Source organism: Methylobacterium sp. 17Sr1-1 (assembly GCF_003173775.1).
Lineage (GTDB): Bacteria > Pseudomonadota > Alphaproteobacteria > Rhizobiales > Beijerinckiaceae > Methylobacterium.
This window is the reverse complement of record NZ_CP029552.1, coordinates 2612706-2636288: the sequence shown is the minus strand read 5'-3', so window position 1 is coordinate 2636288 and position 23583 is coordinate 2612706. Positions and strand designations below refer to the sequence as shown.

Sequence of the window (23583 nt, the reverse complement as noted above, 5' to 3'; positions counted from 1 at the left end):
GGCATCAGTCGAGCTTCAGGCCGGTGAAGCGCACGAGCCCGTCCGGGTACTCACCGAAGCCGGTGAGCCTCTGCGAATAGGCCCAGAGCAGCTTGCGGTGGAAGAGGTAGACCAGCGGCTTGTCGGTGAGCACCCGGTCGGCGAGGCGCTTCCACGCCGCCCTGCGCTGGTCCGCATCGGTGGTCAGCCGCTCGGCGTTCATCGCCGAATCGGCCTCCTGGTTGCAGTAGCGCGCGTAGTTCAGCGGCATCTTGCAGGCCAGGAAGCTGTAGGTGTTGCCGTCCGGGTCGGGCCGGCCGCTCCAGTTGTAGAGATAGGCCTCGAAATTGCCCTTGTCGGCCTGGTCGAGGGAGGTGGTGAAGTCGGTGGCCTGGAGCTTCACGTCGAAGCCGGCCTCACGGGTCATCGCCTGGATCACCTGGCCGACCTGGGGCGCGTCGTTGTTGGCGTAGACCATCATGGTGATCGAGGGCTTCTCGATCCCGGCCTCCTTCAGGAGCGCCTTGGCCTTGGCGACGTCGCGCTTCGGCACCGGGTGGTCCGTGACGTAGTTCGGGTTCCGGGGCGAGACCCACTGGTTCCCGGCCAAGTACTCGCCGTTATAGACCACCTGCGTGATCGCGCTGCGGTCGATCGCCGCCTCGAAGGCGGCCCGCACCCGGGGATCCGCCACCGGGGATCCTTCCCGGGCGGTGTTGAACACCACGCCGGAGAAGCCGAGCTCGTAGGCCTGGCCGACCTTCAGCTTCGGGTCGCGCTTCACCTGCGCCAGGTCGGTGGGAGCCAGGCGCTCGATCAGGTCGAGCTGGCCGGCCCGGAGATTGGTCAGCCGCACCGTGGTGTCGGGGATCGGCCGGAACTCGATCCGCTTGATCTGGATCGCGTCCTTGTTCCAGTAATCGTCGAAGCGCTCGACCACGATACGGTCCTGCGGCACCCGCTCGACGAACGTGTACGGCCCGGCGCAGACCGGCGCGGTGGCGAACTTGTCGCCGAGCCGCTCGGCGGCCTTGGGCGAGACGATCATGCCGGCCCGGTCGGTGAACTGCGCCAGCAGCGGCGCGAACGGCGTCTTCAGGTTGATCTTCACGGTCAGGTCGTCGACCGCCTCGATCGTGTCGATCGGCGCGATCTCGCCGCGGCGCTGCGAGCCCGGCAGCTTCAGGTGGCGCTCGAGCGAGAATTTCACCGCCGCGGCGTTCAACGGCTCGCCGTCGTGGAAGCGCACGCCCGGCCGCAGCGTGAGCGTCAGGGCCTTCTGGTCGTCGGACCACGCCCATCGGGTGGCGAGCTGCGGCACCGGCTTCAGGTCGGGCCCAATGTCGGCGAGCTTGTCGCAGAGCGCCGCGAACACCATGCGGCCGGCGAAGGTGCGGGCGAGCGTCGGATCGAGGGCGTCAGGATCCTCCATCAGGCCGAAGCGCAGGGTCTGCGCCTGGGCGCCGGTCGCCAGCGGGGCAGAGACGGCGAGCCCTGCGAGCAGGCAGGCGGTGAAGAGACGCGGCATCGCGCTTCCTTCTGCGGGGAACTTGCTGCGGGATCTTGGCGGGGACCCTGGGCGAGAATTCTGGCCCGGAGGCTCGTTCCCCCGGCCGTGACGCGCCAGAGGCCAGGCAGTATCCGTGCCACCGAGTTCCCCTTGGAGTTCTTCCCGCGATCGTTGACGCCACTCTGCGCCCGCTCCGGGTCGTGGCGCAATGCCGATGCAGCTCGCCACCACGGGGGAGCGGCGCACATGGCTTGATGCGTCGTCCGAGGAGGCGTTGCGGCTGCGGCGTCCGCTCTCGGACGAGATGATGGCCGGGGTGGCGCGGGGCTCGCGCGGGTCTCTCGGACACCGCCGTCGACGTATGCGCCCGCCGGTTCGCGAGCCTGCACGCCGCACCTACCCGACCGGCACCGTCATCGCGAAGTGCAGGCCGTCCGCGTCGATGGTCCGCTCGAAGCGCCCGCCCAGGCTGCGCTCGATGGTCTGCCGCAGCAGGCGCGAGCCGAAGCCGGTGCCGTCCGCCTTCGGCGCGGCCGCGCGGGCGGAGCTCTCGTCCCAGGTCAGCCGCAGGTGCCCGTCCGCCACGTCGCCCCGCAGGCGCAGCGAGCCCCCGCCGGACAGGGCGCCGTACTTGGCCGAGTTGGTCGCCAGCTCATGGAAGATCATGGCGTAGTCGTTGACCCTGTCCGGGGCGGCGACCGCGTCGTCGGCGATGGCGAGCGCGATGTCGGCGCCGTCGCGGTAGGGCGCCAGGATCCGGTCGGCGAGGTCGCCGAGCCGCACGTCGCCCTGGTCGAGCCGGTGCGAGCGGGTGGCGAGCACGGTGGCCTCGTGCAGGATGCCGAACCGCCGCGACAGGTCCTCGGCGAAGGTCGGTGCCGAGGTCGCGTCCCGGGCGACGATGGCGGTGAGCGCCCGGGCGACGGTGAACATGTTCGAGACCCGGTGCGCCAGCTCGGCGGTCAGCAGCCGCTCGGCCTCCTCCGCGCGTCGGCGCTCGGTGACGTCGAGGAAGATGGCATGGAGCCATTCGCCGACGCGCCCGGCATTGCCGCCGATGCCGCGGGCCGAGATCCAGCGCGCCTGCGCGCCCTCGCCGATGCGGAAGTCGAAGCTGTAGGGTTGCGGGTCGGTCGCGCTCGCCATCCATTCGTGCATCATGCCGTCGCGGTCCTCGGCGTTCACCCGCGCGAACAGCGCATCGATCGGCACGACTGCCTCGGTCGTGCCCCAGAACGCGCGGCAGAGCCCGTCGAGGCGGGCGAGGCGCCGCTCAGGCGACCAGGCCCAGAGGCCGACGCCGCCGCGGTGGATCGTGTCGCTGAATTGCGCGAGCGTCCAATCCTCTCCGGTCATCGTCTCGCCGGTCGCCGCCTCGCCTGCGCTCATGCTCGTCCCTGGTCCTGTGCCTGCGAGATGCCCGATGGGGGCCGTCGGCCGTCGCGCAGGCCGGCTTCGGCTCACGCGACCCGTCCCGAAACTATCTGGCCTCTCACAGTCGGCCGGCAACGGAGGTCGGGCCCGCCCGTCCCGGCCGCGATCGCCGCAGGCTCGCCGGATCGCGCCGGCGCGTCGGTCGACGGGCGGGAACCGGATGCGCGAAACACCGTTCCCGTCGTAATGACAGCAAGCTGTCAGAATGACATGCCACTACGAAGAGATGGCCTCCCATGAAATCCGCTGGCCTGCCGGGCGACCCCGAGCGCTCGCGGCGCGCCTTCTCCGATCTCGTCGTCGACGTGTTCCGCCTCAACGGCGACCTGATCGAGGCGGGCGACGCCCTCGTCCACGACCTCGGGCTGACCAGTGCCCGCTGGCAGGTGCTGGGCGCCGTCGCCCTCGCCCCGGCGCCGCTGCCGGTCGCGCACGTCGCCCGCAACATGGGCCTCGCCCGCCAGTCGGTGCAGCGCGTCGTCGACGACATGCGCGCCGACGGGCTCGTGCGGCTCGACCCCAATCCCCATCACCGCCGCGCCCCGCTGGTGGCGCTGACCCCGCGCGGCGAGGCCGCCTACGGGCAGGCGATGGCGCGCAAGGATCTCTGGGCCGACGGGCTGACCGAGGGGCTGCCGCCGGAGGCCATCGAGGCCGCCGGCACGCTCCTGCGCGCCCTCCAGCAGCGGGTCGGCGCCTCCTACGACCGCATCGCCGCCCTCGCGACATCCACAGGACGGGAGACCCAGGAATGACCCGCACCGACACGTCCTCGGACACCGACGCCGACGTCATCGTGGTCGGAGCCGGCCCGATCGGCCTGACGACGGCCTGCGCCCTGCGCCACCACGGCGTGTCGTGCCTGCTCCTCGAGCAGCGCACGGAGACCAAGGCGTATTCGCGCGCCAACAACCTGTGGGCGCGGCCGCAGGAGCTGCTCGCCGGCATCGGCCTGCGCGATGCCCTCGCCGAGAACGCCTACCCGGTCCGCACCATCAACTTCTTCGTCGACGGCACGCCCACGACCCCGATCCCGATCGCCGACGTCGCCAGCCCGTACCCGGAGGTCCTCTACAGCGGGCAGGACGTGATCGAACGGACGCTGACCTCCGCCTTCGCGGCGCGCGGCGGCCGGCTCGACCGGGGCTGCACGGTGACCGGCCTCGTCGAGGATGAGGCGGGCGTCACCGTGACGGTCCGGCGGGGCGGGGAGGGGCCGGAGGAGCGGCGGCGCGCCCGCTACCTCGTGGCCGCGGACGGCGCCCGCAGCACGATCCGCCCGCTCGTCGGCCTGGATTTCACGCCCGAGCGGTTCGCGCGGTGCATGAACCGGCAGGTCGATGCCCGGCTGTCCTGGCGGCGCTCGATGGAGCCGGACCAGCTCTGGTTCTTCTACTACGAGCGGGGCTTCGCCGGCATCATGCCGGTCTGGGGCGGCTACCACCGGCTGTTCTTCCTCGCCGACGACACCGGCGTGCCGGACCGCGACCCGACGCTCGACGAGATCCAGGCGCTCGCCCGCGAGGTGACCGGCGACGACACCCTCGCGCTGTCGGATCCGCAATGGCTCACCCACAGCCGGTTCGAGTACGGCGTCTCGCCCGGCTATGCCCGCGGCCGGGTGTTCCTGGCGGGCGATGCCGGGCACCTGTCCCTGCCGATCGGCGGGCAGGGGATGAATGCCGGCCTGCACGACGCGGTCGAGATCGCGTGGCGGCTCGCCATGACGCTGCGGGGCGAGGCGGCGCCCGTCGTCCTCGACTCCTACGACGGCGAGCGGGGCGGGGAACACGCCCGGCTGAGCGCCCAGCAGGCGCGGGGCTTCCGCTGGACCGTCTATCGCGGGCCGGTCACCGACACGGTGCTCGGGCTCGCCGCCAGGGCACTGCCGAATCTCGGCTCGCTGCTGCAGGGCACGGACGACATGCAGCAGATGAAGGTCGCGTATCCGAAGAGCAGCCTGAACGAGGACCGCCTGTCGGGACTGACGAGCCTGCTGCGATCGGGACCGAGGCCGGGCGAGCGGGCGCCGGACGCGGAGGTGACGGCGGGCCGGGAAGCCACGACCCTGTTCCGGTTCCTCGCCAACCCGGACGGGCGCACGACGGGCTGGGCCCTGCTCGGCTTCGACGGGCGCACGGCCTCCGCCCGGGACACCCTGCGCGCCGCCGTCGCGGCCGTCGCGCCCTGGCCGTGGGTGCGGCCGCGGCTGGTCCTGGCCGGTCCGCTGGTCGCGGACGTGGACGTCCCGGTCCTGTCCGACCTCGACGGCAAGGCGCACGGAGCCTACGGCCTGGAGGGCCGGCCGGCTCTGGTGCTGGTGCGCCCGGACGGGCACATCGCCTTCCGGGGCGAGGCCGGCCGGACCGACCATCTCGTGGCGTATTGCCGGCGGGTGTTCGGGCCGGGGGCCGGGGGTGACGCCGCGCCGGCCGATGCCCGGGAGGAACCGGTGCTCATTGAGTGAGGGTTGTCTGGCTCAGTGGGACATCCACTTCAAACCTCTCCCACCCTTTCCCGCACGAAAGCAGCGAAGTGGAAGGAGATCCGGGATCCAGCATGAAAAGTCGCGAAGCGTCTGCTTGTCTGCAACGATGCAATAAGCAGAGCCGCTTCGCAGCACTTCTCTCCTGGATCCCGGATCTCCTTCCGCTGACGCTCCAGTCGTCCGGGAAAGGGGGAGCTCGTGATTGACGACCCGCTTGTCCGGGATGGCGGTCCATCACTATGACGGACGACAGCAACGGTCCGGCGCGGCCGGGGAGGAGACACGCATGAGATCCGTGGTGCTGGCGCTCCTGATGCTCGGTCTCGGTCCGGCCCTCGCCGGGGAGAACAATGCCGGCCGTGGTCCGGTGCTGCCGACCCTCGACTACGCCAACACCCGCTACTCGGGGCTCGACCAGATCACGACCGCGAATGTCGGGCAATTGAAGGCCGCCTGGACCTACTCGACAGGGGTATTGCGCGGGCACGAGGGCGCGCCGCTCGTCATCGGCCACGTCATGATCGTGCACACGCCCTTCCCCAACACCGTCACCGCCCTCGACCTCGACCAGGACGGCCGGATCCTGTGGCGCTACGCGCCGCGGCAGGAGGCCGGGGTGGTCGCGGTGATGTGCTGCGACACGGTCCATCGCGGCCCCGCCTACCAGGACGGCCGGATCTTCCTGCAGCTCGCCGACACCACCGTCGTGGCGCTCGACGTCGAGACCGGGCGGGTGCTGTGGTCGGTGCGGAACGGCGATCCGGCCAGGGGCGAGACCAACACCGCGGCGGTGATGCCGGTGGGGGACAAGCTGATCGTCGGCCTGTCGGGCGGCGAGTACGGGGCGCGCTGCCCCGTCACCGCCTACGACCAGGCGACGGGGCGGCGCCTGTGGCGCGCCTACGCCACCGGGCCGGACCACGAGATGCTGGTCGATCCCCTCAGGACCACGGAGCTCGGCAGGCCGGTCGGCGAGAATTCCTCGCTGAAGAGCTGGGAGGGCGAGCAGTGGAAGACCGGCGGGGGCTGCGCCTGGGGCTGGTTCTCCTACGATCCGGAGCTGAACCTGATCTATTACGGCACCGGCAATCCCTCGACCTGGAACCCGGCGCAGCGCCCGGGCGACAACCGCTGGGCGATGGCGATCGTCGCCCGCGACGCCGGGACCGGCGTGGCGCGCTGGGTCTACCAGATGACGCCCCACGACCAGTGGGACTATGACGGCGTCAACGAGATGATCCTGACCGAGCAGGAGATCGGCGGGCGCCGGCGCCGGCTCCTGACCCATTTCGACCGCAACGGCTTCGGCTACACCCTCGACCGGGAGACCGGCGAGGTGCTGGTGGCGGAAAAATTCGATCCGAGCGTGAACTGGGCGAAGCGGATCGACCTCGACCGCGCCTCCCCGACCTATGGCCGCCCGGTGGTGGACGCGCGCTACGCCCCGGGCCTCACGGGCGAGGACGAGACCGTGACGGGCATCTGCCCGGGGGCGCTGGGCGCCAAGAACCAGCAGCCCGCCGCGTACTCGCCGCGCACCGGCCTGTTCTACGTGCCGACGAACCACATGTGCATGGACTACGAGGCGTTCCACGTCACCTACACGCCGGGCCAGCCCTATGTCGGGGCGACGCTGACGCTGCACCCGCCGCCGGGCACCGAGCGCACCGGCGCCTTCATCGCCTGGGACAACCTGTCGGGTCGGATCAAGTGGTCGATCCCCGAGCCGTTCTCGGTCTGGTCGGGGGCGCTCGCCACCGCCGGCGGGGTGGTGTTCTACGGCACCCTCGAAGGGTACCTGAAGGCGGCCGACGCCGAGACCGGCCGGGAGCTCTACCGCTTCAAGACGCCGTCCGGCATCGTCGGCAACGTCACCACCTACCTGCACAAGGGGCGGCAATACGTGGCGGTCCTGTCCGGGATCGGCGGCTGGGCCGGGATCGGGCTCGCGGCGGGCCTCACCGACCCGGCCGAGGGATCGGGCGCCGTCGGCGGCTACGCGGGCCTGTCGCAATACACCGCCGCGGGCGGGCAGCTCACGGTCTTCGCCCTGCCGGAGCGCTGACGTGCGGGGTTGACCCGGGACGGGCGGGCGGCACTCTCCCTTGATCACCGACAGGGAGGATCCTCGATGCGGGTGCCGATCGCGCTCCTGTGGCTGCTCGCGGCGCCGGCCGCCCTGGCGCAGACGCCGCCGGCGGACGATCCCGGAATGGCCGCCTGCCTGCCCGGCCTCGTCGCCCGGGCGCGGGAGCAGGGGGTGAATCCGGCCCTCGCCGAGGCGCAGCTCTCGGGGCTCACCGCCGATCCGGACGTGCTGGCGGCGACGCAGAAGCAGGCCGAGTTCGAGAAGCCGGTCTGGGCCTATCTCGATTCCGCGGTGAGCGAGGAGGCGGTGGCCGACGGAACGGCGAAGCTCGCGGCGGAGGCGAGCCTGCCGGCGATCGAGGCCGCCTACGGCGTCGACCGGCACGTGCTGGTGGCGATCTGGGGCATCGAATCGGGCTACGGCTCCGTCCTGAACGATCCCCGCAAGGTGCGGCCGGTCCTGCGGTCGCTGGCCACCCTGGCCTGCGCCGGCGGTCCGCGGGTCGCGACCTGGACCGAGGAGTTGGTCGCCGCCCTGCGCATCCTCGATCTTCACCGCACCACGCCGGAGCGCCTGACCGGCTCCTGGGCCGGCGCGATGGGCCACACCCAGTTCATGCCGACGACCACCCTGCGCCACGCCCTCGATTTCGACGGCGACGGGCGGGCCGACATCTGGACGTCAGTGCCGGACGCGCTCGCCTCGACGGCGCAGTACCTGCGTACCCTGGGGTGGCGCCCGGGCGAGGGCTGGGGCGGCGAGGTGGTGCTGCCGGCGGGCTTCGACTATCGCCTCGCCGACGAGACGACGATGCGGACGGTTGCCGAGTGGCGCGCCCTCGGCCTCAAGCCCGCGGGCCGGGAGATCGGGGCGGACACCGACACGGCGCGCCTGGTGCTGCCGGCCGGCGCCCGCGGGCCGGCCTTCCTGCTGCGGCCGAATTTCCAGGCCTTGCTCGGCTACAACACCGCCTTCTCCTACGCGCTGGCGGTGGCGCATCTCTCCGACCGGTTGCGGGGCGAGCCCGCCTTCGTGCAGCCCTGGCCCCGGGGCGACCGGCCGCTCGGCGCCGACGAAAGGCGGGAGATCCAGACGGCGCTCGAGGCGAAGGGGCACCCGGTCGGCGGGGTCGACGGGCGCATCGGCCCGCGCAGCCGCGCGGCGATCCGGGCCTGGCAGGCGGCGGCCGGATTGGTGCCGGACGGATACGCCGATGCCGCGCTGCTCGACCGCCTGCGGGCCGGAAACTGATTCCCCGCCAACGCACGATTCGGGGCTTCGGTACCACCGCGATCGACGCGAAGCGCCTGACTCCTGTGGAGAAAAGGTTGTCGACTCCTGAATCGGAAGGCCCCGGGCTTAACGCTTGACTCTCCGTCGCCCGACTCCGCCAAACTACGCCTGGAAGCTCGGATGAGGCTCGAAAGCGTAGATGTCGAAGGCGGCCGACAGTCGAATCATCGGGCGGAAGCAGGCCTCCCCCGCGCCGTTCGACGCCGTGATCGCGGCCCATGCCGAGGCGCTGACGCGTCAGCTCGCCCGGGCGGGCGGGCGGTTCAGCCCGCCTTCGCTGCCGCGCGAGTTGCGCCGCTTCCCGACCGGGGAGGCGGCGCGGCTGATCGGCATCACCGACGCCTATCTGCGCCAGCTGATCCTCTCCGACGAGGCGCTGGAGCCCGAGAAGGGACCGGCGGGCCGGCGGCTGTTCACGCTCGGCCAGATCAACGACCTGCGTCGGCGCCTGGCCCGGACGCGGCCGGGCTACCTGCGCCACCGCCGGGCGGGCGAACACCTGCAAGTGATCGCCGTCACCAACGTCAAGGGCCGCTCGGGCAAGACCACGGCGGCGGCGCACCTGGCGCAGTACCTGGCGTTGCAAGGCTTTCGCGTGCTCGCGGTCGATCTCGACCCGCAGGCGGCGTTGTCCGGCCTGCTCGGCTGCCGGCCGGAACGCGATGACGGCGTGAGCCGGACGCTCTACGGCGCGGTGCGGCGGGACGGGGCCGAGCGGCCGCTGGCCGAGATCCTGCGCCCGACCCACTTCCCGGGCATCGACCTCGTACCCGGCCACCTCGAGTTGATGGCCTGCGAGCACGGCGCGGGCCCCGAAGGCATTGTGGGCCGTGTCGCCGGGGCGCTGGCGAGCGTCGCCGACGCTTACGACGTCGTGGTGGTCGATTGCTCGGCCCAGCTCGGCGTCCTGACCCTCGGGGCGCTCTCGGCCGCCACCGGCATCCTGGTGACGGTGCAGCCGCAACGGCTCGACCTCGCCGGCCTGTCCGGCTCGCTGCGGATGACCGCCGACCTCCTCGGCGCGGTGCTTCGCGACGCCGGTGGCGCGCCGCGGCACGACTTCCTGCGCTACCTCGTCACCTGCCACGCGCCGGCCGACGGCCCGCAGACCCAGGTCGTCGGGCTCCTGCGGGCTCTGTTCGGCGAGCAGGTGATGACCCACGCGGTGCCGTTCTCCCCGGCGATCGCCGAGGCGGGGGCGGCCGGCCGCACGCTCTACGAGGCGGGCCGCGAGGGCCTGTCGCGGCAGGCCTACGACCGGGCGGTCGAGGCCCTCGATGCGGTGAATGCCGAGATCGCCGGCGAGATCGCGCAGGCCTGGGGCCGGGCCGCGTGAGCCTGCCGCTTCCCCTCGTCCCGGAATCCTGCCCCGGATGAGCGCTGCGTTCCGCGGCGCCGATTAACCCCGCCCCACGGCGGTTCCCCTCACGCGAAACAATGAAAGGATCGATCCGGCAAAAGAAAAAGGCCCCCGAAGCGACGCCCCGGAAGCCCTTCTCTTAGTGCCTGGCAGCCTGAGAGAATCAAATCCGGCACATTCTGTCAAGCGCGGCGCCGATTCGGCGAACCCTTTTCTGTTGCCTGACGACAGGCACAGCCATGTCCCAGATCAGACCGACGACGCCCTTCGGGCGGCGGCCGCTGTCGCTCGCCATGATGGCGGCGCAGGCGGCGGCGAAGGCCTGCCCGGAGGAGGCCGCGAGCCACAAATGGCGCACCTTCCGTCACCTGACCGAGGCCAAGCAGCGCCTCGGTCTCGGGGACCGGGCGCTCGCCGTGCTCTCGGCACTGCTCAGCTTTCATCCCGAGACGGCGCTCACGCCGGGTCCCGACCTCGTGGTCTTCCCGTCGAACCGCGAATTGTCGGTGCGCGCCCACGGGCCGTCGCCGACGACGTTGCGGCGGGCGCTCGGCCAGCTCGTCGAGGCCGGCCTGGTGATCCGGCGCGACAGCCCGAACGGCAAGCGCTACGCCCGGCGCGGCGAGGGCGGCCGGATCGAGCAGGCCTTCGGCTTCGACCTCTCGCCCCTGGTGGCGCGGGCGGGCGAGTTCGAGGCGCTGGCCGCCGAGGTGCGGGACGCCGCGAAGGCGCGGGCGCTCCTGCGCGAGGAGATCTCTCTCCTGCGCCGCGACATCGGCAAGATCGTCGCCTTCGCCCGCGAGACCGGCCTGGGCGGCGCGTGGGACGAGATCGAGGACCAGCTGCAGGGCGCCGGCGCGATGCCGCCGCGCTCGGCCGGGAACGCCGTACTCGGCGAGATCGCCGCGGGGCTGCGGGTCTTGCGGGCCGCCGTGGATAAGTGCCTGGCGGAATCGCTCGAATTCCCGAAAACGGGCGCCAGTGAGTCCCAGGCCGGCTGCCACCATCAGAGTTCAAAACCTGAGTCTCTTCAGAATCTTGAACCAGGTCTGCGGGGAGACGGGATCGCGGTCGTCGAGGGCGGAGCGGGGAGCGTGGTGCCGGCCGCCTGGGCCGTGCCGCTGCGGCTGGTGCTCGAGGCCTGCCCCGACATCGCCCCTTACGCCCGCCGCGGGATCGCCAACTGGCGCGACTTCCTCGGAGCGGTCGTGGTGGCACGGGCGAGCCTGGGAATCGGGCTGCCGGCCTGGAACGCGGCGGTCGAGGCGATGGGCGAGGAGCAGGCTGCGGTGGTGGTCGCGGGCATCCTGCAGCGCGGGACGGCCATCGCCGCGCCGGGCGCCTATCTGCGCGACCTCGCCGGGAAGGCGCGGACCGGGCGGTTCTCGGTCTGGCCGATGGTGATGGCGTTGTGGCGGGTGCGGGAGGGGACGAGCGGACAGGAAGCCAACCCGTCGCCCGTCCTGGCGCAGCTCTCCGGTCGCGTGCTGACGTCGCGCTTCAGGTCCGCGGTCGATCTTCCATGACGGTGCTGGACATGAATGGGCCCGGAAGCGGGTCGCTCCGACGAGCAGGCCGTGGGTGGTCTAGGCTCGCAGCGACACCATCCCATCCGTTGAGGAGGGGAGACGTCGTGATCGACCAGCATCGAGCCGGACTTCCGAAGGACTCGGCCGGCTGCTGGGTCATGGATGCCGATGGACGGATGAGGATGGCCGGCGCGAGACACGCATCCCTGGACGACGCGGCACCCGCGGGCGCGGTCGGGACCACTTATCCGGCAAGGACCAGCGTGTCGGCCCGCGCGACGTACACCGTCAGGATCACGAAGACGAGGACCGTGAGCGCGTTCCAGGCCAGGTAGCGGCTGCGGTCGATCAGGGTGCGGGTCTTGACGGCGGCGGGCATGGACAAGGCTCCTCGATGGGAGGGGCGAGCGGCGCCCGCGTGGTGGCTCGGAAGGGACGCGTGGCGCGTCGACCTGAGAGACACATTCAACCGGCAGCCCGCCGACGGGTCAATGAACGCGCCTCCCAAAGTGCCCCGCGTCGAGGGAAGATTTTTGCTTCCCGATCGCGGTTTGGGAGGATATTTTTCTTATTGCCCACGGTGCCTCGACCCCGACCGATGATTCGGTTCTTCGGCGCACCGCTCCGCCAGTCTCCTTCATCTCGTCCCGGATCCGCCGCCCGTCTGAGCGCGACGGAACACCGGCGGAGCGGCACCGTTGCCGCTGACGCAACGACGCCGGTCAGCGTCCCCGAGACGAGCAAGGTCCATCCGTGATGCAGGCGCCGATCCGCTTCGATCCCTCTCTGGAGAGCGTGCCGCCCGACGAAGAGGAGGTGCAGGCGGAGATGATCCGCGTCTTCGACAGGATCCAGGCGACGACGCTGAAGGATTACGGCCACGCGGTGCGCGGCGTCCACGCCAAGAGCCACGGTCTCCTCACCGGCCGGCTGACGGTGCTGCCGGATCTGCCCGCGCCGCTGGCGCAGGGCCTGTTCGCGGCGCCGGGCACCTACGACGCGGTGCTGCGGCTCTCGACCAATCCGGGCGACATCCTGGACGACAGCGTCTCGACCCCGCGCGGGCTGGCGGTGAAGGTGATCGGCGTGCCCGGCGAGCGGCTGCCGGGCGCCGAGGGCGACACCCAGGATTTCGTGATGGCGAACGCCCCGGCCTTCACGGCTCCGGACGCCAAGACCTTCCTCAAGAGCCTCAAGCTGCTCGCCGCCACCACCGACACGCCGCAGGTGTTCAAGAAGGTCTTGTCGGCCGCGCTCCGGGGCGTCGAGAGCGCGCTCGAGGCGGTGGGGAGCAAGAGCGCGACGATCGTCAGCCTCGGCGGCCATCCGGAGACGCATATCCTCGGCGAGACCTTCTACAGCCAGGCGGCCCTCCGTTGGGGCGACTACGTTGCCAAGGTCGCGGTGGCGCCGGTCTCGCCGGCCCTGACCGCGCTGACGGGCGCGGCGCTGAACGTGAACGGCAAGCCGAACGGTCTGCGCGAGGCGGTCTCGGACTTCTTCGCCGCCCACGAGGGCGTGTGGGAGCTGCGCGCCCAGCTTCTCACCGACCGCGCGGCGATGCCGGTCGAGGACGCCTCGATCCCCTGGCCGGAGGAGAGGAGCCCCTACGTTCCGGTCGCCCGGATCACGGTCGCGCCGCAGGAGAGCTGGAGCGACGAGACAGTGCATCGCCTCGACGACGGCCTCGCCTTCAGCCCGTGGCATGGGATCGCCGCGCACCAGCCCCTCGGCTCGGTGATGCGGGTGCGCCGCGCCGTGTACCGGAGCTCGGCCGGCTTCCGGGCCCGGCACAACGGCTGCCCGATCCAAGAGCCGACTCGCCACGAGCCCACCCGCGCCTGAAGGATTGTCGTGATGGTGTTTCCGTCCCTGACCGCCGCCTACGGGGCCGTGCTGGCGCTCCTCTTCGCCGGCCTCTCCGGCTGGGTGATGGCCCGCCGCCTCTCCGCCAACGTCTTGCACGGCGACGGCGGCGACGCCGTGCTGTTGCACCGCGCCCGGTCCCAAGCGAACTTCGCCGAATACGTGCCGCTCATCCTGCTCCTCATCGGCCTGCTCGAGGCGCAAGGGGCGAGCCGGATCCTGGTGCACGGCCTGCTCCTGGTGCTGCTGGTCGGCCGGGTGCTGCACCCGTTCGGCATGACGGCGCCGGCGAACTCCCCCCGGCAATATGCCTGCCGCGGCGGCGGCATCCTGGCGACCTTCGCGGTCCTGATCGTCTCAGCCCTGGCGCTGCTGCTGCGGCTCGCCTGAGCGTCACCGCGCCCGGGCCGCCGCGGTCGCGGCGAGGAGCAGCGCGCCCGCCCCGAGGGCGAGGCCCAGGCTGAGGCGCCGGGCGGAGGGCACGCCGTGCCGCGCGCGCCAGCCGCCGCTCGTGGACCGGCGGTCGTCGAGGGGCGCCCGCAGCGCGCCGTGGGTCACCGGCGCCGGCCGCGCCCGGTCGAGGGCGCGATGGATCGCGAGGCCCATCAGGTGCTCGGTCGGGCCCGGTGCGAGGGCGTAGGCCGCTTGCGCCGCCCGGGCCGGCCAGCCGACCGCGACCTCGTCGTGGGGGTGGCGCGCGAGCTGCACGAAGGTCCCGGCGACGTCCTCCGGCGCGTAGACGAGGGGGCCGGTATCGATGCGCTTGCCCGACACGTTGGCGCCGTGGTCGAGCCCGGGCGTGTCGACCATCGCCGGGAAGACCGAGCAGACATGGATGTGCCGGTGCCGGCGCAGCTCCTGGCGCAGGGCCGCGGTGAAGCCGCGCAGGCCGAACTTGCTCGCCGTGTAGGCCGCCGCGAACGGCGCCGGCGCCCAGCCGCCGAGCGAGATGTTGGTGATCAGCGTGCCGTGTCCCTGGCGCAGAAACACCGGCAGGGCCGCGTAGGCGCCGTGCATGCCCCCGAGCAGGTTCACCGCGATGGTCAGGCGGTGGAGGTCGAGGGGGGCGTCCTGGTAGGGGCCGAACACGCCGGTGCCGGCATTGTTGATCCAGACGTCGATGCCGCCGAAGGCCTGCTCGGCCTCGTCGGCCAGCGCCTGCACGGCCTCCGGGTCGGTCACGTCCGTCGGCACGGCGATCGCTTCTGCGCCGAGGCGCCGGCAGGCCTCCGCCACCTCGTCCAGGGCATCGTGGCGGCGCGCCGCCAGCACCAGCCGGGCGCCGCGCCGGGCGAAGGCCAGGGCGGCGGCACGGCCGATGCCGCTCGAGGCGCCGGTGAGCACCACGACGGCGTTGGACAGGTCGGTCATGCGGGCCTCCGTGCTGGGGGTGAGTATCGATCCCCTGGCGCAACCGGGCGACCCGCCGGATGTTCCGCCGGCGTCAGGCTCGCCGGATCGGCGCCCCGCTGCCGGTCTCGGCCGTGACCGCCCCACCGTCGACGATCACCCGGCCGCGGCACAGGACCGTCTCGGGCCAGCCGGTCACCTCACGGCCGGCATAGGGCGTGAAGCCGGTGCGGTCCTCGACCATCGCGTCCGAGAGCGTCACGCGCCTGGACGGGTCCCAGAGGCAGAGGTCGGCGTCCATCCCCACCGCCACCGAGCCCTTGTTCGCGAGGCCGTAGATCCGCGCCGGCGCCGTCGCGGTGATCTCGACGAACTTCTTGAGGCCCAGGCGCCCGCCCGACACCATCGCGTCGAAGAGGAGCGGCAGGCGCATCTGCAGGCCCGGCATGCCGTTGGCGATCTCCTTGAAGGTCGCGTTCGCGCCGGCCTTGAGCTTGCCGGTCTCGTCGTAGCGGTAGGGCGCGTGGTCCGAGGAGACGGTCTGGAGGTCGCCGAGATCGAGGGCGCGCCACAGGGCCTCCTGGTCGCGGGTCTCGCGCAGCGGCGGGGAGCACATCCACTTGGCCCCCTCCAGGCCCGGCCGGTCGAGGTCGGATTCGGTGAGGAAGAGGTATTGCGGGCAGGTCTCGGCATAGACCTTGGCGCCCTCGCCGCGGGCCCGGCGCAGGATCGCGGCGCCCTCCTCGGTCGAGACGTGGAAGATCATCACCGGCTGGTCGAGATACTGCGAGAACCGCACCACCCGCTCGAACGCCTCCGATTCCGAGAGGCGCGGATGGCTCGCGGCGTGGTATTTCGGCGCCGTCTTGCCCTCCTTGAGGAGCTGCCGGCTGGCGAAGGCGATCAGCCCGTGATTCTCGGCGTGGACGCAGACCAGCGCGCCGACCTCCTTCGCCGCCGCCATCAGGTCGAGCAACGCCTCGTCGGCGAGCCGCAGGCGGTCATAGGTCATGAACGCCTTGAGCGAGGTATGCCCGGCGCGGGCCAGCGCCGGGATGTCCTGGCTCAAGGCCTTCTCGGTCGCGTCCGCGATGATGAGGTGGAAGGCGTAGTCGATCACTGCCCCGGCCCGCGCCAGTGCCGTGTAGTCCTCGACCACCTTCGCCAGATCCATGCCGACATGCTGGGCCGCGAAGGCGATGACGCTGGTCGTGCCGCCGAGCGCCGCCGAGCGGGTGGCGCTCTCCCAGGTATCGGCGTTCATCAGGCCGGAGGCCGAGAGCTGCTCGATATGGGCGTGGCTGTCGACCCCGCCCGGCAGCACCAGTTTGCCCGTGGCGTCGATCTCGTGCCGGCCGGGGGCGAGGTCGAGGCCGATCGCCGCGATCTTTCCGTCGCGCAGGCCGAGATCGGCGGAGAAGACGTCGCTCGCGGTCGCGACGGTGCCGCCGCGGATCACGGTGTCGAAGGTGGGTTCACTCATACTGACGCTCCTCGTCCGAAACTTGCTAGCCTGAAGGTCCGACACATCAGGAGACCACCATGACGGCCAGCCGGCGCATCCTCGTCATCAACCCCAACTCGAACGAGGCCGTGACCCGCGGCCTCGACGGGGCACTGGCGCCCATCGGGCGGCCCGGCATCGCCATCGACTGCCGTACCCTCGCCGAGGGCCCGTTCGGCATCCAGTCGCAGGCCGATGTCGAGCAGGTGGCCCTGCCGTTGCGCGACCTCGTGCGGCGCGAGGCGGCGGACGCCTACGTCATCGCCTGCTACTCCGATCCCGGCCTCCACGTCTGCCGCGAGGCGACCGACCGGCCGGTGCTCGGCATCGCCGAGTGCGGGATCCTCACCGCGCTCGCCCGGGCCGACCGGTTCGGCGTCATCGCGGTGGCGAGCCGCTCGATCCCGCGCCACCTGCGGGCGTTGCGCCAGATGGGCGTGATCGAGCGGCTGGCGGGCGAGCGGGCGCTCGAGATGACCGTTGCCGAGACGGCGAGCGGCCCGGACACGCTGTCCCGGATGATCGCCGTCGGCCGCGACCTGCGCGACCGGGACGGGGCAGGGGTCATCGTGATGGGCTGCGCCGGCATGGCGGTCCACCGGCGCGGCCTCGAGCAGGAGCTCGGCATCCCGGTCATCGACCCGACCCAGGCCGCGGTGGCGATGGCGATCGGGATCGTGGCTGTCGCCTAACGTCACTCTGGCAGCACCACGCCGGTCTGCGCGGTGATGCGGCCGTAATGCTCGATGCGGCGGTGGCGGGCGAAGTCGAAGATCGTCTCCTTGCCGAACCGGGTCTCGTCGAGGTCGCAGGGGTGGACGATCACCCCGTCGGCCTCGCCGGGGAGTTCCGCCACGATCTTCCCGTTCGGATCGACGATCAGGGTGCCGCCGGTGAGGTGGTGCCCGTCTTCCGATCCGGCCTTCGCCACCGCCACGACCCAGGTGGCGTTCTGGTAGGCGCCGGCCTGGACCGAGAGGCGGTGGTGGAAGAGCCGCTCCTCGATTCCTTCCGCGCCGCGCTGCGCGTTGACCGAGGGGGTGTTGAAGCCGAGCATCACCATCTCGACGCCCTGCAAGCCCATCACCCGGTAGGTCTCGGGCCAGCGCCGGTCGTTGCAGATGCACATGCCGAGGATGCCGCCCAGCATCCGCCAGACCGGGAAGCCGAGATCGCCGGGCTCGAAGTAGCGCTTCTCCAGGTGCTGGTGCGAGCGCTCATGGTCGAACTCGTCGTGGCCGGGCAGGTGCACCTTGCGGTACTTGCCGACGAGGGTGCCGTCGCGATCGACCAGGATCGAGGTGTTGAAGTGCCGGCCCTCCGGCGTCAGCTCGGCATAGCCGAAGGACATCGCCATGCCGTGCTCGCGCGCCTTCGCGAAGAGCGGGGCGGTGGCCGGGCCGGGCATCTCGCGCTCGAACCAGTGATCGGCCTCGGCCCGGTCCTCGTGGTACCAGCGCGGGAAGAAGGTGGTGAGCGCCAGCTCCGGATAGACGATCAGGTCTGCGTCCTGGCGTTTCGCCTCGTCCATCAGGGCGATCATCCGGGCGACGACGCTGTCGCGGTCCTCGGCCTTCTGGATCGGCCCGAGCTGGGCGGCGGCGGTGCGGATCACGCGCATGAAGAAAATCCTGTAACTTTTTGTGAAAAAACAGATTCGACTACGAGATCTCCCCCACCCACCACCTCATCCTGAGGTGTGGGGCGATCGCAGATCGCGGAGCCTCGAAGGAGGGCTCCAGTGAGGGCAGAGGCGTCTGGAAGCCTCCTTCGAGGCCGCTGCGCGGCACCTCGGGATGAGGGTGTGGGTGGGACAGACGTCGATGTGCCACGCCGGTGCCGGCCTCACGCCGCCGGCTCCGCCGCGAACCCGCGCGGCGCGCCCGGCCGGAAATGCGGGATCGCCGCCAGCAATTCCCGCGTGTAGGCGGTGCGCGGCGTCCGGAAGAGGTCGCGGCTGACGCCCTCCTCGACCACCCGGCCGCCCTGGAGCACGAGGGTGCGCTCGCACATCATCCGCACCACGTTGAGGTCGTGGCTCACGAACAGGAAGGCGAGGCCGTCCTCGCGCCGCAGGTCGTCGAGGAGGCGGAGCACCCCGGCCTGGACCGAGACGTCGAGGGCCGCCGTCGGCTCGTCGAGCACCAAGAGCCGCGGCTTGACGGCGATCGCCCGGGCGATGCCGATGCGGGCCTTCTGGCCGCCGGAGAGCTGGTGCGGGAACCGGTCGAGGAGGGCGGCCGGCAGGCCGGCCCGCTCGGCGCTCTCGATCACCCGCAGCCGCAACGCCTCACCGCGGAGCGGCGTCAGGCGCTTCACCGGATGGGCGATGCAGTCGAAGGCCGAGAAGCGCGGGTTGAGGCTGTCCGTCGGGTCCTGGAACACGATCTGGATCGCGCGCCGGTGGGCCGAGCGGTGGAAGTCGCGGGCCGGAATCGTGCCGATCGATTCGCCGTCGAACAGGATCTGTCCCGCGCTCGCATCGAGGAGGCGGCAGATCATCCGCGACGTGGTGCTCTTGCCCGATCCCGATTCGCCGACGAGGCCGAGGCTCTCGCCCTCGCGCAACGCGAACGACACGTCCTCCACCGCCATGGCGCCGCCGAAGATCTTGCCCAGGCCCTGCACCTCGAGGAGCGGCGGGGTGCCGGGGGCGGGTGCCGGGCGCGGGGAGGCCGGCGGGCGGACGCCCTCCGGCACGAGGTCGGCCAGCGTCGAGGTCGGGGTCGGCGAGGCGGCGACGAGGCGCCGGGTGTAGGGGTGGCGCGGCGCGGAGAACAAGGCCCCGGGCTCGCCCTCCTCGACGAGGCGGCCCTGCTCCATCACGGCGATGCGGCCGCAATACTGGGCGGCGAGGCCGAGATCGTGGGTGATCAGGATCATCGCCATGCCGCGCTCGGCGGTGAGCCGGGCGACGAGGTCCATCACGGTCTTCTGGGTGGTCACGTCGAGGCCGGTGGTCGGCTCGTCGGCGATGAGCAGGGCCGGGCGGCAGGCGAGCGCCAGCGCGATCATCACCCGCTGGCACATGCCGCCGGAGAGTTCGTGCGGATAGGCGTCGAGGCGCCTGCCTGCGTCGCGGATGCGCACCGCCTCCAGGCTCTCCAGTGCCCGCTCCCGCGCCTGGGCCTTCGACGCGCCGCCCGCCACCAGCACGTCGGCGAGCTGACGGCCGACGGTGCGGATCGGGTTCAGCGCCGCCCGCGGGTTCTGGAAGATCATGCCGATGGCCGAGCCGTGCGCGGCGCGCAGATCGGCGGCCGAGAGCCGGGTGACGTCCTGGCCGCGGAAGCGGATCCGCCCGCCGGTGATCCGTCCGGCCCGGTCGAGGAGCCGCGCCGCCGCGAAGGCGGTGACGGACTTGCCGGAGCCGGATTCGCCGACGAGGCCGAGGCTCTCGCCGGGTGCGACCGCGAGGGAGACGCCGCGCAGGGCCTCGACCGGGCCGCTCCGGGTCGCGAAGGTGACCTTCAGGTCCTCGATGGAGAGAAGGGAGGGCTGCATCAGGTCCGCATCCGGGGATCGAGGATGTCCCGCAGGCCGTCGCCGAGCAGGTTGAAGCAGAGCACCGCCAGCATCAGGGCGAGGCCCGGGAAGGCGACGAGCCACCACTTGCCGGTGGTGATGAAGCGCGCGCCCTCCGCGACCAGGATCCCCCATTCCGGCGTCGGCGGGCGCACCCCGAGGCCGATGAAGGACAGGCCCGCGGCGTTGAGGATCGCCCAGCCGAGGTTGAGCGAGATCTGCACCGCCATGGCGGGCAGGACGTTCGGGAGCAGGAAGCGCAGCACCACCGCGAGGTGGCCCTCGCCGCCGGCCCGCGCCGCCTCGACGTAGCCGGCATCGCGCCGCACGTTCACCTCGGCCCGGGCGAAGCGGATGTAGAACGGCAGGTTGATGATGGCCGTCGCGATGACGATGTTCTCGACCCGGTTGCCCAGCGCCGCGACCAGCGCCATCGCCAGCACGAAGAGCGGGAAGGCCATCAGCACGTCGACGAGGCGCCCGACCACCCGGTCGAGCCGGCCGCCGGCGTAGCCGCTCACTCCCCCGATGACCGCGCCGAGGGCAAAGGACAGGCTCACCGCCGAGAGCGCGATGGCGAGGTCGAGCCGCGTCGCCGCGATGATGCGGCTGAGGACGTCGCGGCCGAGCTGGTCGGTGCCGGCCCAGTGCGCCGCGCTCGGCGGCTGGAGCGCCACCGAGACGTCGGAGGCGACCGGATCGTAGGGCACGAGCCAGGGGCTGAAGACGGCGACGAGGCAGAGCAGCGTGCTGCCTGCGGCGGCGACGGCGGTCAGCGGATTCTCGCGCAGCACGTGAGCGGCGTGGCGCAAGGTACTGGGCGGTGGGGCGAAAGTGGGGGAGACGGCGTTCATCGGATCACTCGATCGAGACGCGCGGGTCGGCGAGGCCGTAGAGCACGTCGACCGTGAGGTTCACGATGACGAACAGGCTCGCCATCAGCAGCACGAAGCCCTGGACCGGCGCGTAGTCGGAGGAGAGCAGCGCATCGAGGGCGTAGGAGGCGACGCCGGGCCAGGAGAAGACCTTCTCCACCAAGACGTTGGCCCCGAGCATGGTGGAGAACACGATGCCCGCGATGGTGAGCACCGGCAGGATCGCGTTGCGCAGCGCGTAAGTGACGATCACCCGCCGGCGCGGCAGGCCGAGCGACCGGGCGGTGCGGATGAAGTCGCTGCCGAGCACGCTCAGCATCGCCGCCCGGGTGATGCGGGCGAGCGGCGCCAGCACGAACAACGCCATGGTGAGCGCCGGCAGGATCAACTGGCCTGCCGCGGCGCGCCAGCCCTCCCAGTCGCCGACGAGCAGAAAGTCGATCAGCAGGAAGCCGGTGATGTCGGGCGGGCTCGCGGCGAAGACGTCGATGCGGCCGGTCGGATCGGGCGCGACGCCGAGCAGGTAGTAGAACACGTAGATCAGCAGCAGCCCCGACACGAAGGTCGGCACGCAGACCCCGAGCGCGCAGAGGAAGCGCACGGCGTGGTCCACCACCGAGCCCGGTCGCAGCGCCGCCGCGATGCCGAGCGGAATCGCCAGGGCGAGCGCGATGACGAGCGCCGTCAGGGTCAATTCGAGCGAGGCCGGCAGGCGCTGGCGGAGATCCGCCAGCACCGGCTGGCCGGTGGTCATCGAGCGGCCGAGCTGGCCGCGCGCCACGTCGCCGAGATAGCGCACCAGCTGCTCGGGCACCGGCTTGTCGAGGCCCATCTGGCGGCGGATCTCCTCGATCTCCGCCTTGCCGGCATTGGGCCCGGAGGCGAAGAACACCGCCGGGTCGCCGGGCAACACCCGCATCAGCAGGAAGGTGAAGACCAGGACGCCGAGCAAGGCCGGCAGCGAGGACAGGAAGCGCCGCCCGGTGCGCCGGGCGATGCCGGAGGCGGAGGCCATCCGCCTACTTCCTCGACAGGTCGCGGTAATCGACCTGGCGGTGGAACTGGTAGGTGTAGCCCTCGACGGACTGGGCCATCACGGCGTCCTGGTTCGGCTGCCAGATCGGGATCTGCGGCATCAGGGCGAGATGGCGCCTGTTCAGGGCCCGGGCCTCGTCGTCGTACTTCGCCGGATCGCGCTCGAACCGGGCCTTGGCGGCGAGCTCGTTGATCTCCGGATCGTCGATCGAGCTGTAGTTCCAGCGCTGGTTGCCGGTGTAGAAGTTGCGGTAGAAATAGTCCGGCGAAGGCAGCCAGGCGACGATGCCCTCGGTGAAGAACGGCAGCTTCTTCTCGCTGACCTGCGTCGACATCTGCGCGTCGGGCAGCTTCTGGATCTCGACCTTGACGCCGATCTTCTCGAGCGATTCGCGGATCAGCGCGGCCATCGGCTCGGCGGTGGCGGCCTGGCCGACGTTGAAGCTGAAGGTGGTCGAGAACCCGTCCGGCAGTCCGGCCTTGGCGAGGAGCGCCTTCGCCTTCGGCAGATCGAGGCTCACCGGCTGGGCCACGGGGAAGACGGCTTTCGGATCGCCCTCGCCCCAGGTCGCGCCGAAGAGCGGCTTGCCGCGGCCGAACAGGGCGGCCTTGAACATCGCGTCGTAGGGCAGGGCGTAGGCCAGCGCCTGGCGCACCTCGACCTTGTCGAAGGGCGGCATCTTCGTGTTGAAGGAGATCAGCGTCAGCGCGTTGAATTGCGGCGTCGCGATCACCTTCAGCTTGCCCCGCTCCTTGAGCGCGAGCGCGTCGTTGGCCTGGAGGTCGATGACGATGTCGGCGTCGCCCTTCTCGACGAGGTTGGCGCGGGTCGCAGGATCCGGGATGGTCTGGGCGATGATGCGCTTGAAGCCGGCGGGCTTGTCCGGCGCGGCGCCCGTCCAGTCGGCGTTGCGCTTCAGCACCACCTGCTCGCCGGGCTTGAACACGTCGACGCTGTAGGCGCCGCTGCCGACGGCGTGGTCCTTCAGCCAGGCTTGCGCCCAGGGGTCTTCCGGCGTCGCGTGCGCCTTGGCGGCCTTGGAGTTGATGACGATGGCGTAGACGGTGGCAAGGTTCGGCAGCGCCAGCCGGTCGGGCTTCGGCAGCGTGACCTTGAAGGTGTGGGGATCGACCACCGTGAACTGGTCGGGGCTCGTCAGCGATCCGGTCAGGAGCTGCGGCCCGGCGAGCGACTTCGCCGAGACGGCGCGGTCGAGCGACCACTTCACGTCGTCCGCCGTGACCGGGGTGCCGTCCTGGAACTTGGCGTCCTTGCGGAGAGTGAAGGTGAGGGTCAGGCCGTCGGGGCTGACCTCGTAGCGCTCGGCGAGCTCGCCGCGCACCGAATCGAGGTCGAACACCCAGTTGTCGCCGAGCTTCTTGCGGCCGAAGGTGACGAGACGGTCGTAGGTCGAGAGGCTGATCGCGAAGGCCTCGCGGGTGGTGCCCGGCATGGTCGGATCGAGGGTGTTGACCGCGGCTCCCGTGACGTAGCGCAGGGTCTCGGCCCGGCTCTGGGCGTTCGCCGGAGCCGTCCCGGCCACGAGGGCGACGATGACGGCGCCCGAGAGGCTGCCCAAGAAGAGGCTGCCGGTTTGGCCGCCCATCCGCATGCTGGTCTTCGTCACGCCCGTCCCTTCCTGCATCCCTGATTCGGCCGGCCTTCTTGCAAGGGCCGTTCCAGCAGGGGCCATTCGAGACCAGGGACGGGCTTGGGGGCAAGTGCGAACAAGACCGCGAAGGCGA

19 protein-coding genes are annotated in these 23583 nt (G+C 71.5%); 9 read left to right on the top strand and 10 right to left on the bottom strand.

Translation table 11 applies throughout. From position 1 onward, the window contains the following. Positions 1–4: 4 nt before the first annotated feature. Positions 5–1507, bottom strand: a complete 1503-nt coding sequence (locus tag DK412_RS11905; RefSeq protein ID WP_109972114.1) for an ABC transporter substrate-binding protein — start codon at positions 1505–1507, stop codon at positions 5–7. A 378-nt stretch (positions 1508–1885) separates the two neighbouring features. Beyond that, positions 1886–2878 (bottom strand): HWE histidine kinase domain-containing protein, encoded by a 993-nt coding sequence (locus DK412_RS11895; RefSeq protein ID WP_109972113.1) that lies wholly within the window; start codon positions 2876–2878, stop codon positions 1886–1888. A gap of 281 nt (positions 2879–3159) precedes the next feature. Between DK412_RS11895 and DK412_RS11890 the strand changes: the two genes are divergently transcribed. From DK412_RS11890 to repC, 6 genes are all read left to right on the top strand, one after another. Beyond that, the gene (locus DK412_RS11890; protein WP_109972112.1) at positions 3160–3678 is read left to right on the top strand and encodes a MarR family winged helix-turn-helix transcriptional regulator; all 519 of its coding nucleotides are present in this window, start codon (positions 3160–3162) and stop codon (positions 3676–3678) included. Beyond that, positions 3675–5390 carry an FAD-dependent monooxygenase gene (locus DK412_RS11885; RefSeq protein WP_109972111.1) on the top strand — a complete coding sequence of 572 codons (1716 nt, stop codon included), beginning with the start codon at positions 3675–3677 and terminating at the stop codon, positions 5388–5390. Before DK412_RS11890 ends, DK412_RS11885 begins: the two co-directional genes overlap by 4 nt. Positions 5391–5697: 307 nt before the next feature. Then, complete coding sequence (locus DK412_RS11880) at positions 5698–7476, top strand: methanol/ethanol family PQQ-dependent dehydrogenase (RefSeq protein WP_109972110.1); 1779 nt, start codon at positions 5698–5700, stop codon at positions 7474–7476. 66 nt (positions 7477–7542) lie between these two features. Further along, positions 7543–8751: a lytic murein transglycosylase gene (locus DK412_RS11875; protein ID WP_109972109.1), complete on the top strand. Its 1209-nt coding sequence runs from the start codon at positions 7543–7545 to the stop codon at positions 8749–8751. 181 nt (positions 8752–8932) lie between these two features. Continuing rightward, complete coding sequence (gene repA, locus DK412_RS11870; protein WP_109972108.1) at positions 8933–10129, top strand: plasmid partitioning protein RepA; 1197 nt, start codon at positions 8933–8935, stop codon at positions 10127–10129. A gap of 263 nt (positions 10130–10392) precedes the next feature. Continuing rightward, a complete protein-coding gene (gene repC, locus DK412_RS11865; protein ID WP_109972107.1) occupies positions 10393–11679 on the top strand; it encodes a plasmid replication protein RepC in 1287 nt (428 codons plus the stop codon). Positions 11680–11926: 247 nt separating this feature from the next. Here repC and DK412_RS31375 read toward each other — a convergent pair whose 3' ends face one another. After that, positions 11927–12061: a hypothetical protein gene (locus DK412_RS31375; RefSeq protein ID WP_280953982.1), complete on the bottom strand. Its 135-nt coding sequence runs from the start codon at positions 12059–12061 to the stop codon at positions 11927–11929. Positions 12062–12438: 377 nt separating this feature from the next. On the opposite strand from DK412_RS31375, the gene DK412_RS11860 reads away from it, so the two are divergent. Together DK412_RS11860 and DK412_RS11855 are read left to right on the top strand one after the other, a co-directional pair. Next, complete coding sequence (locus tag DK412_RS11860) at positions 12439–13527, top strand: catalase family protein (protein WP_109972106.1); 1089 nt, start codon at positions 12439–12441, stop codon at positions 13525–13527. Positions 13528–13539: 12 nt separating this feature from the next. Beyond that, positions 13540–13938: an MAPEG family protein gene (locus DK412_RS11855; protein ID WP_109972105.1), complete on the top strand. Its 399-nt coding sequence runs from the start codon at positions 13540–13542 to the stop codon at positions 13936–13938. A gap of 3 nt (positions 13939–13941) precedes the next feature. Here the strand turns inward: DK412_RS11855 and DK412_RS11850 are convergent, their stop codons facing one another. Together DK412_RS11850 and hydA are read right to left on the bottom strand one after the other, a co-directional pair. Then, entirely contained in the window at positions 13942–14919 is a 978-nt protein-coding gene (locus DK412_RS11850) for an SDR family oxidoreductase (protein ID WP_109972104.1), read from the bottom strand. Between the two features lie 73 nt (positions 14920–14992). Continuing rightward, the gene (gene hydA / locus DK412_RS11845; RefSeq protein ID WP_109972103.1) at positions 14993–16381 is read right to left on the bottom strand and encodes a dihydropyrimidinase; all 1389 of its coding nucleotides are present in this window, start codon (positions 16379–16381) and stop codon (positions 14993–14995) included. Positions 16382–16440: 59 nt separating this feature from the next. Here hydA and DK412_RS11840 point away from each other — a divergent pair, with 59 nt between their 5' ends. Beyond that, entirely contained in the window at positions 16441–17094 is a 654-nt protein-coding gene (locus DK412_RS11840; protein WP_109972102.1) for an aspartate/glutamate racemase family protein, read from the top strand. A gap of 2 nt (positions 17095–17096) precedes the next feature. On the opposite strand, the gene DK412_RS11835 is transcribed toward DK412_RS11840, so the two are convergent. The 5 genes from DK412_RS11835 to DK412_RS11815 form a co-directional block, all read right to left on the bottom strand. After that, entirely contained in the window at positions 17097–18023 is a 927-nt protein-coding gene (locus DK412_RS11835; RefSeq protein WP_109972101.1) for an N-carbamoyl-D-amino-acid hydrolase, read from the bottom strand. 224 nt (positions 18024–18247) lie between these two features. Beyond that, on the bottom strand, positions 18248–19906 hold the full coding sequence (locus tag DK412_RS11830) for an ABC transporter ATP-binding protein (RefSeq protein ID WP_109972100.1): 1659 nt from the start codon (positions 19904–19906) through the stop codon (positions 18248–18250). Then, entirely contained in the window at positions 19906–20781 is an 876-nt protein-coding gene (locus DK412_RS11825; protein WP_109972099.1) for an ABC transporter permease, read from the bottom strand. The genes DK412_RS11830 and DK412_RS11825 overlap by 1 nt, the downstream gene beginning before the upstream one ends. A gap of 4 nt (positions 20782–20785) precedes the next feature. Further along, complete coding sequence (locus DK412_RS11820; RefSeq protein WP_109972098.1) at positions 20786–21817, bottom strand: ABC transporter permease; 1032 nt, start codon at positions 21815–21817, stop codon at positions 20786–20788. Positions 21818–21821: 4 nt separating this feature from the next. After that, entirely contained in the window at positions 21822–23465 is a 1644-nt protein-coding gene (locus DK412_RS11815; RefSeq protein ID WP_245447602.1) for an ABC transporter substrate-binding protein, read from the bottom strand. Positions 23466–23583: the final 118 nt, after the last annotated feature.

What these genes read in the sequence shown, in the direction of transcription:
- DK412_RS11855 (WP_109972105.1), top strand. Translation starts at nt 13,540, where the DNA reads ATGGTGTTTCCGTCCCTGACCGCCGCCTACGGGGCCGTGCTGGCGCTC.
- DK412_RS11905 (WP_109972114.1), bottom strand. Translation starts at nt 1,507, where the DNA reads ATGCCGCGTCTCTTCACCGCCTGCCTGCTCGCAGGGCTCGCCGTCTCT.
- DK412_RS11860 (WP_109972106.1), top strand. Translation starts at nt 12,439, where the DNA reads ATGCAGGCGCCGATCCGCTTCGATCCCTCTCTGGAGAGCGTGCCGCCC.
- DK412_RS31375 (WP_280953982.1), bottom strand. Translation starts at nt 12,061, where the DNA reads ATGCCCGCCGCCGTCAAGACCCGCACCCTGATCGACCGCAGCCGCTAC.
- repA (WP_109972108.1), top strand. Translation starts at nt 8,933, where the DNA reads ATGTCGAAGGCGGCCGACAGTCGAATCATCGGGCGGAAGCAGGCCTCC.
- DK412_RS11830 (WP_109972100.1), bottom strand. Translation starts at nt 19,906, where the DNA reads ATGCAGCCCTCCCTTCTCTCCATCGAGGACCTGAAGGTCACCTTCGCG.
- DK412_RS11885 (WP_109972111.1), top strand. Translation starts at nt 3,675, where the DNA reads ATGACCCGCACCGACACGTCCTCGGACACCGACGCCGACGTCATCGTG.
- repC (WP_109972107.1), top strand. Translation starts at nt 10,393, where the DNA reads ATGTCCCAGATCAGACCGACGACGCCCTTCGGGCGGCGGCCGCTGTCG.
- DK412_RS11850 (WP_109972104.1), bottom strand. Translation starts at nt 14,919, where the DNA reads ATGACCGACCTGTCCAACGCCGTCGTGGTGCTCACCGGCGCCTCGAGC.
- DK412_RS11835 (WP_109972101.1), bottom strand. Translation starts at nt 18,023, where the DNA reads ATGCGCGTGATCCGCACCGCCGCCGCCCAGCTCGGGCCGATCCAGAAG.
- DK412_RS11880 (WP_109972110.1), top strand. Translation starts at nt 5,698, where the DNA reads ATGAGATCCGTGGTGCTGGCGCTCCTGATGCTCGGTCTCGGTCCGGCC.
- hydA (WP_109972103.1), bottom strand. Translation starts at nt 16,381, where the DNA reads ATGAGTGAACCCACCTTCGACACCGTGATCCGCGGCGGCACCGTCGCG.
- DK412_RS11875 (WP_109972109.1), top strand. Translation starts at nt 7,543, where the DNA reads ATGCGGGTGCCGATCGCGCTCCTGTGGCTGCTCGCGGCGCCGGCCGCC.
- DK412_RS11840 (WP_109972102.1), top strand. Translation starts at nt 16,441, where the DNA reads ATGACGGCCAGCCGGCGCATCCTCGTCATCAACCCCAACTCGAACGAG.
- DK412_RS11825 (WP_109972099.1), bottom strand. Translation starts at nt 20,781, where the DNA reads ATGAACGCCGTCTCCCCCACTTTCGCCCCACCGCCCAGTACCTTGCGC.
- DK412_RS11890 (WP_109972112.1), top strand. Translation starts at nt 3,160, where the DNA reads ATGAAATCCGCTGGCCTGCCGGGCGACCCCGAGCGCTCGCGGCGCGCC.
- DK412_RS11820 (WP_109972098.1), bottom strand. Translation starts at nt 21,817, where the DNA reads ATGGCCTCCGCCTCCGGCATCGCCCGGCGCACCGGGCGGCGCTTCCTG.
- DK412_RS11895 (WP_109972113.1), bottom strand. Translation starts at nt 2,878, where the DNA reads ATGAGCGCAGGCGAGGCGGCGACCGGCGAGACGATGACCGGAGAGGAT.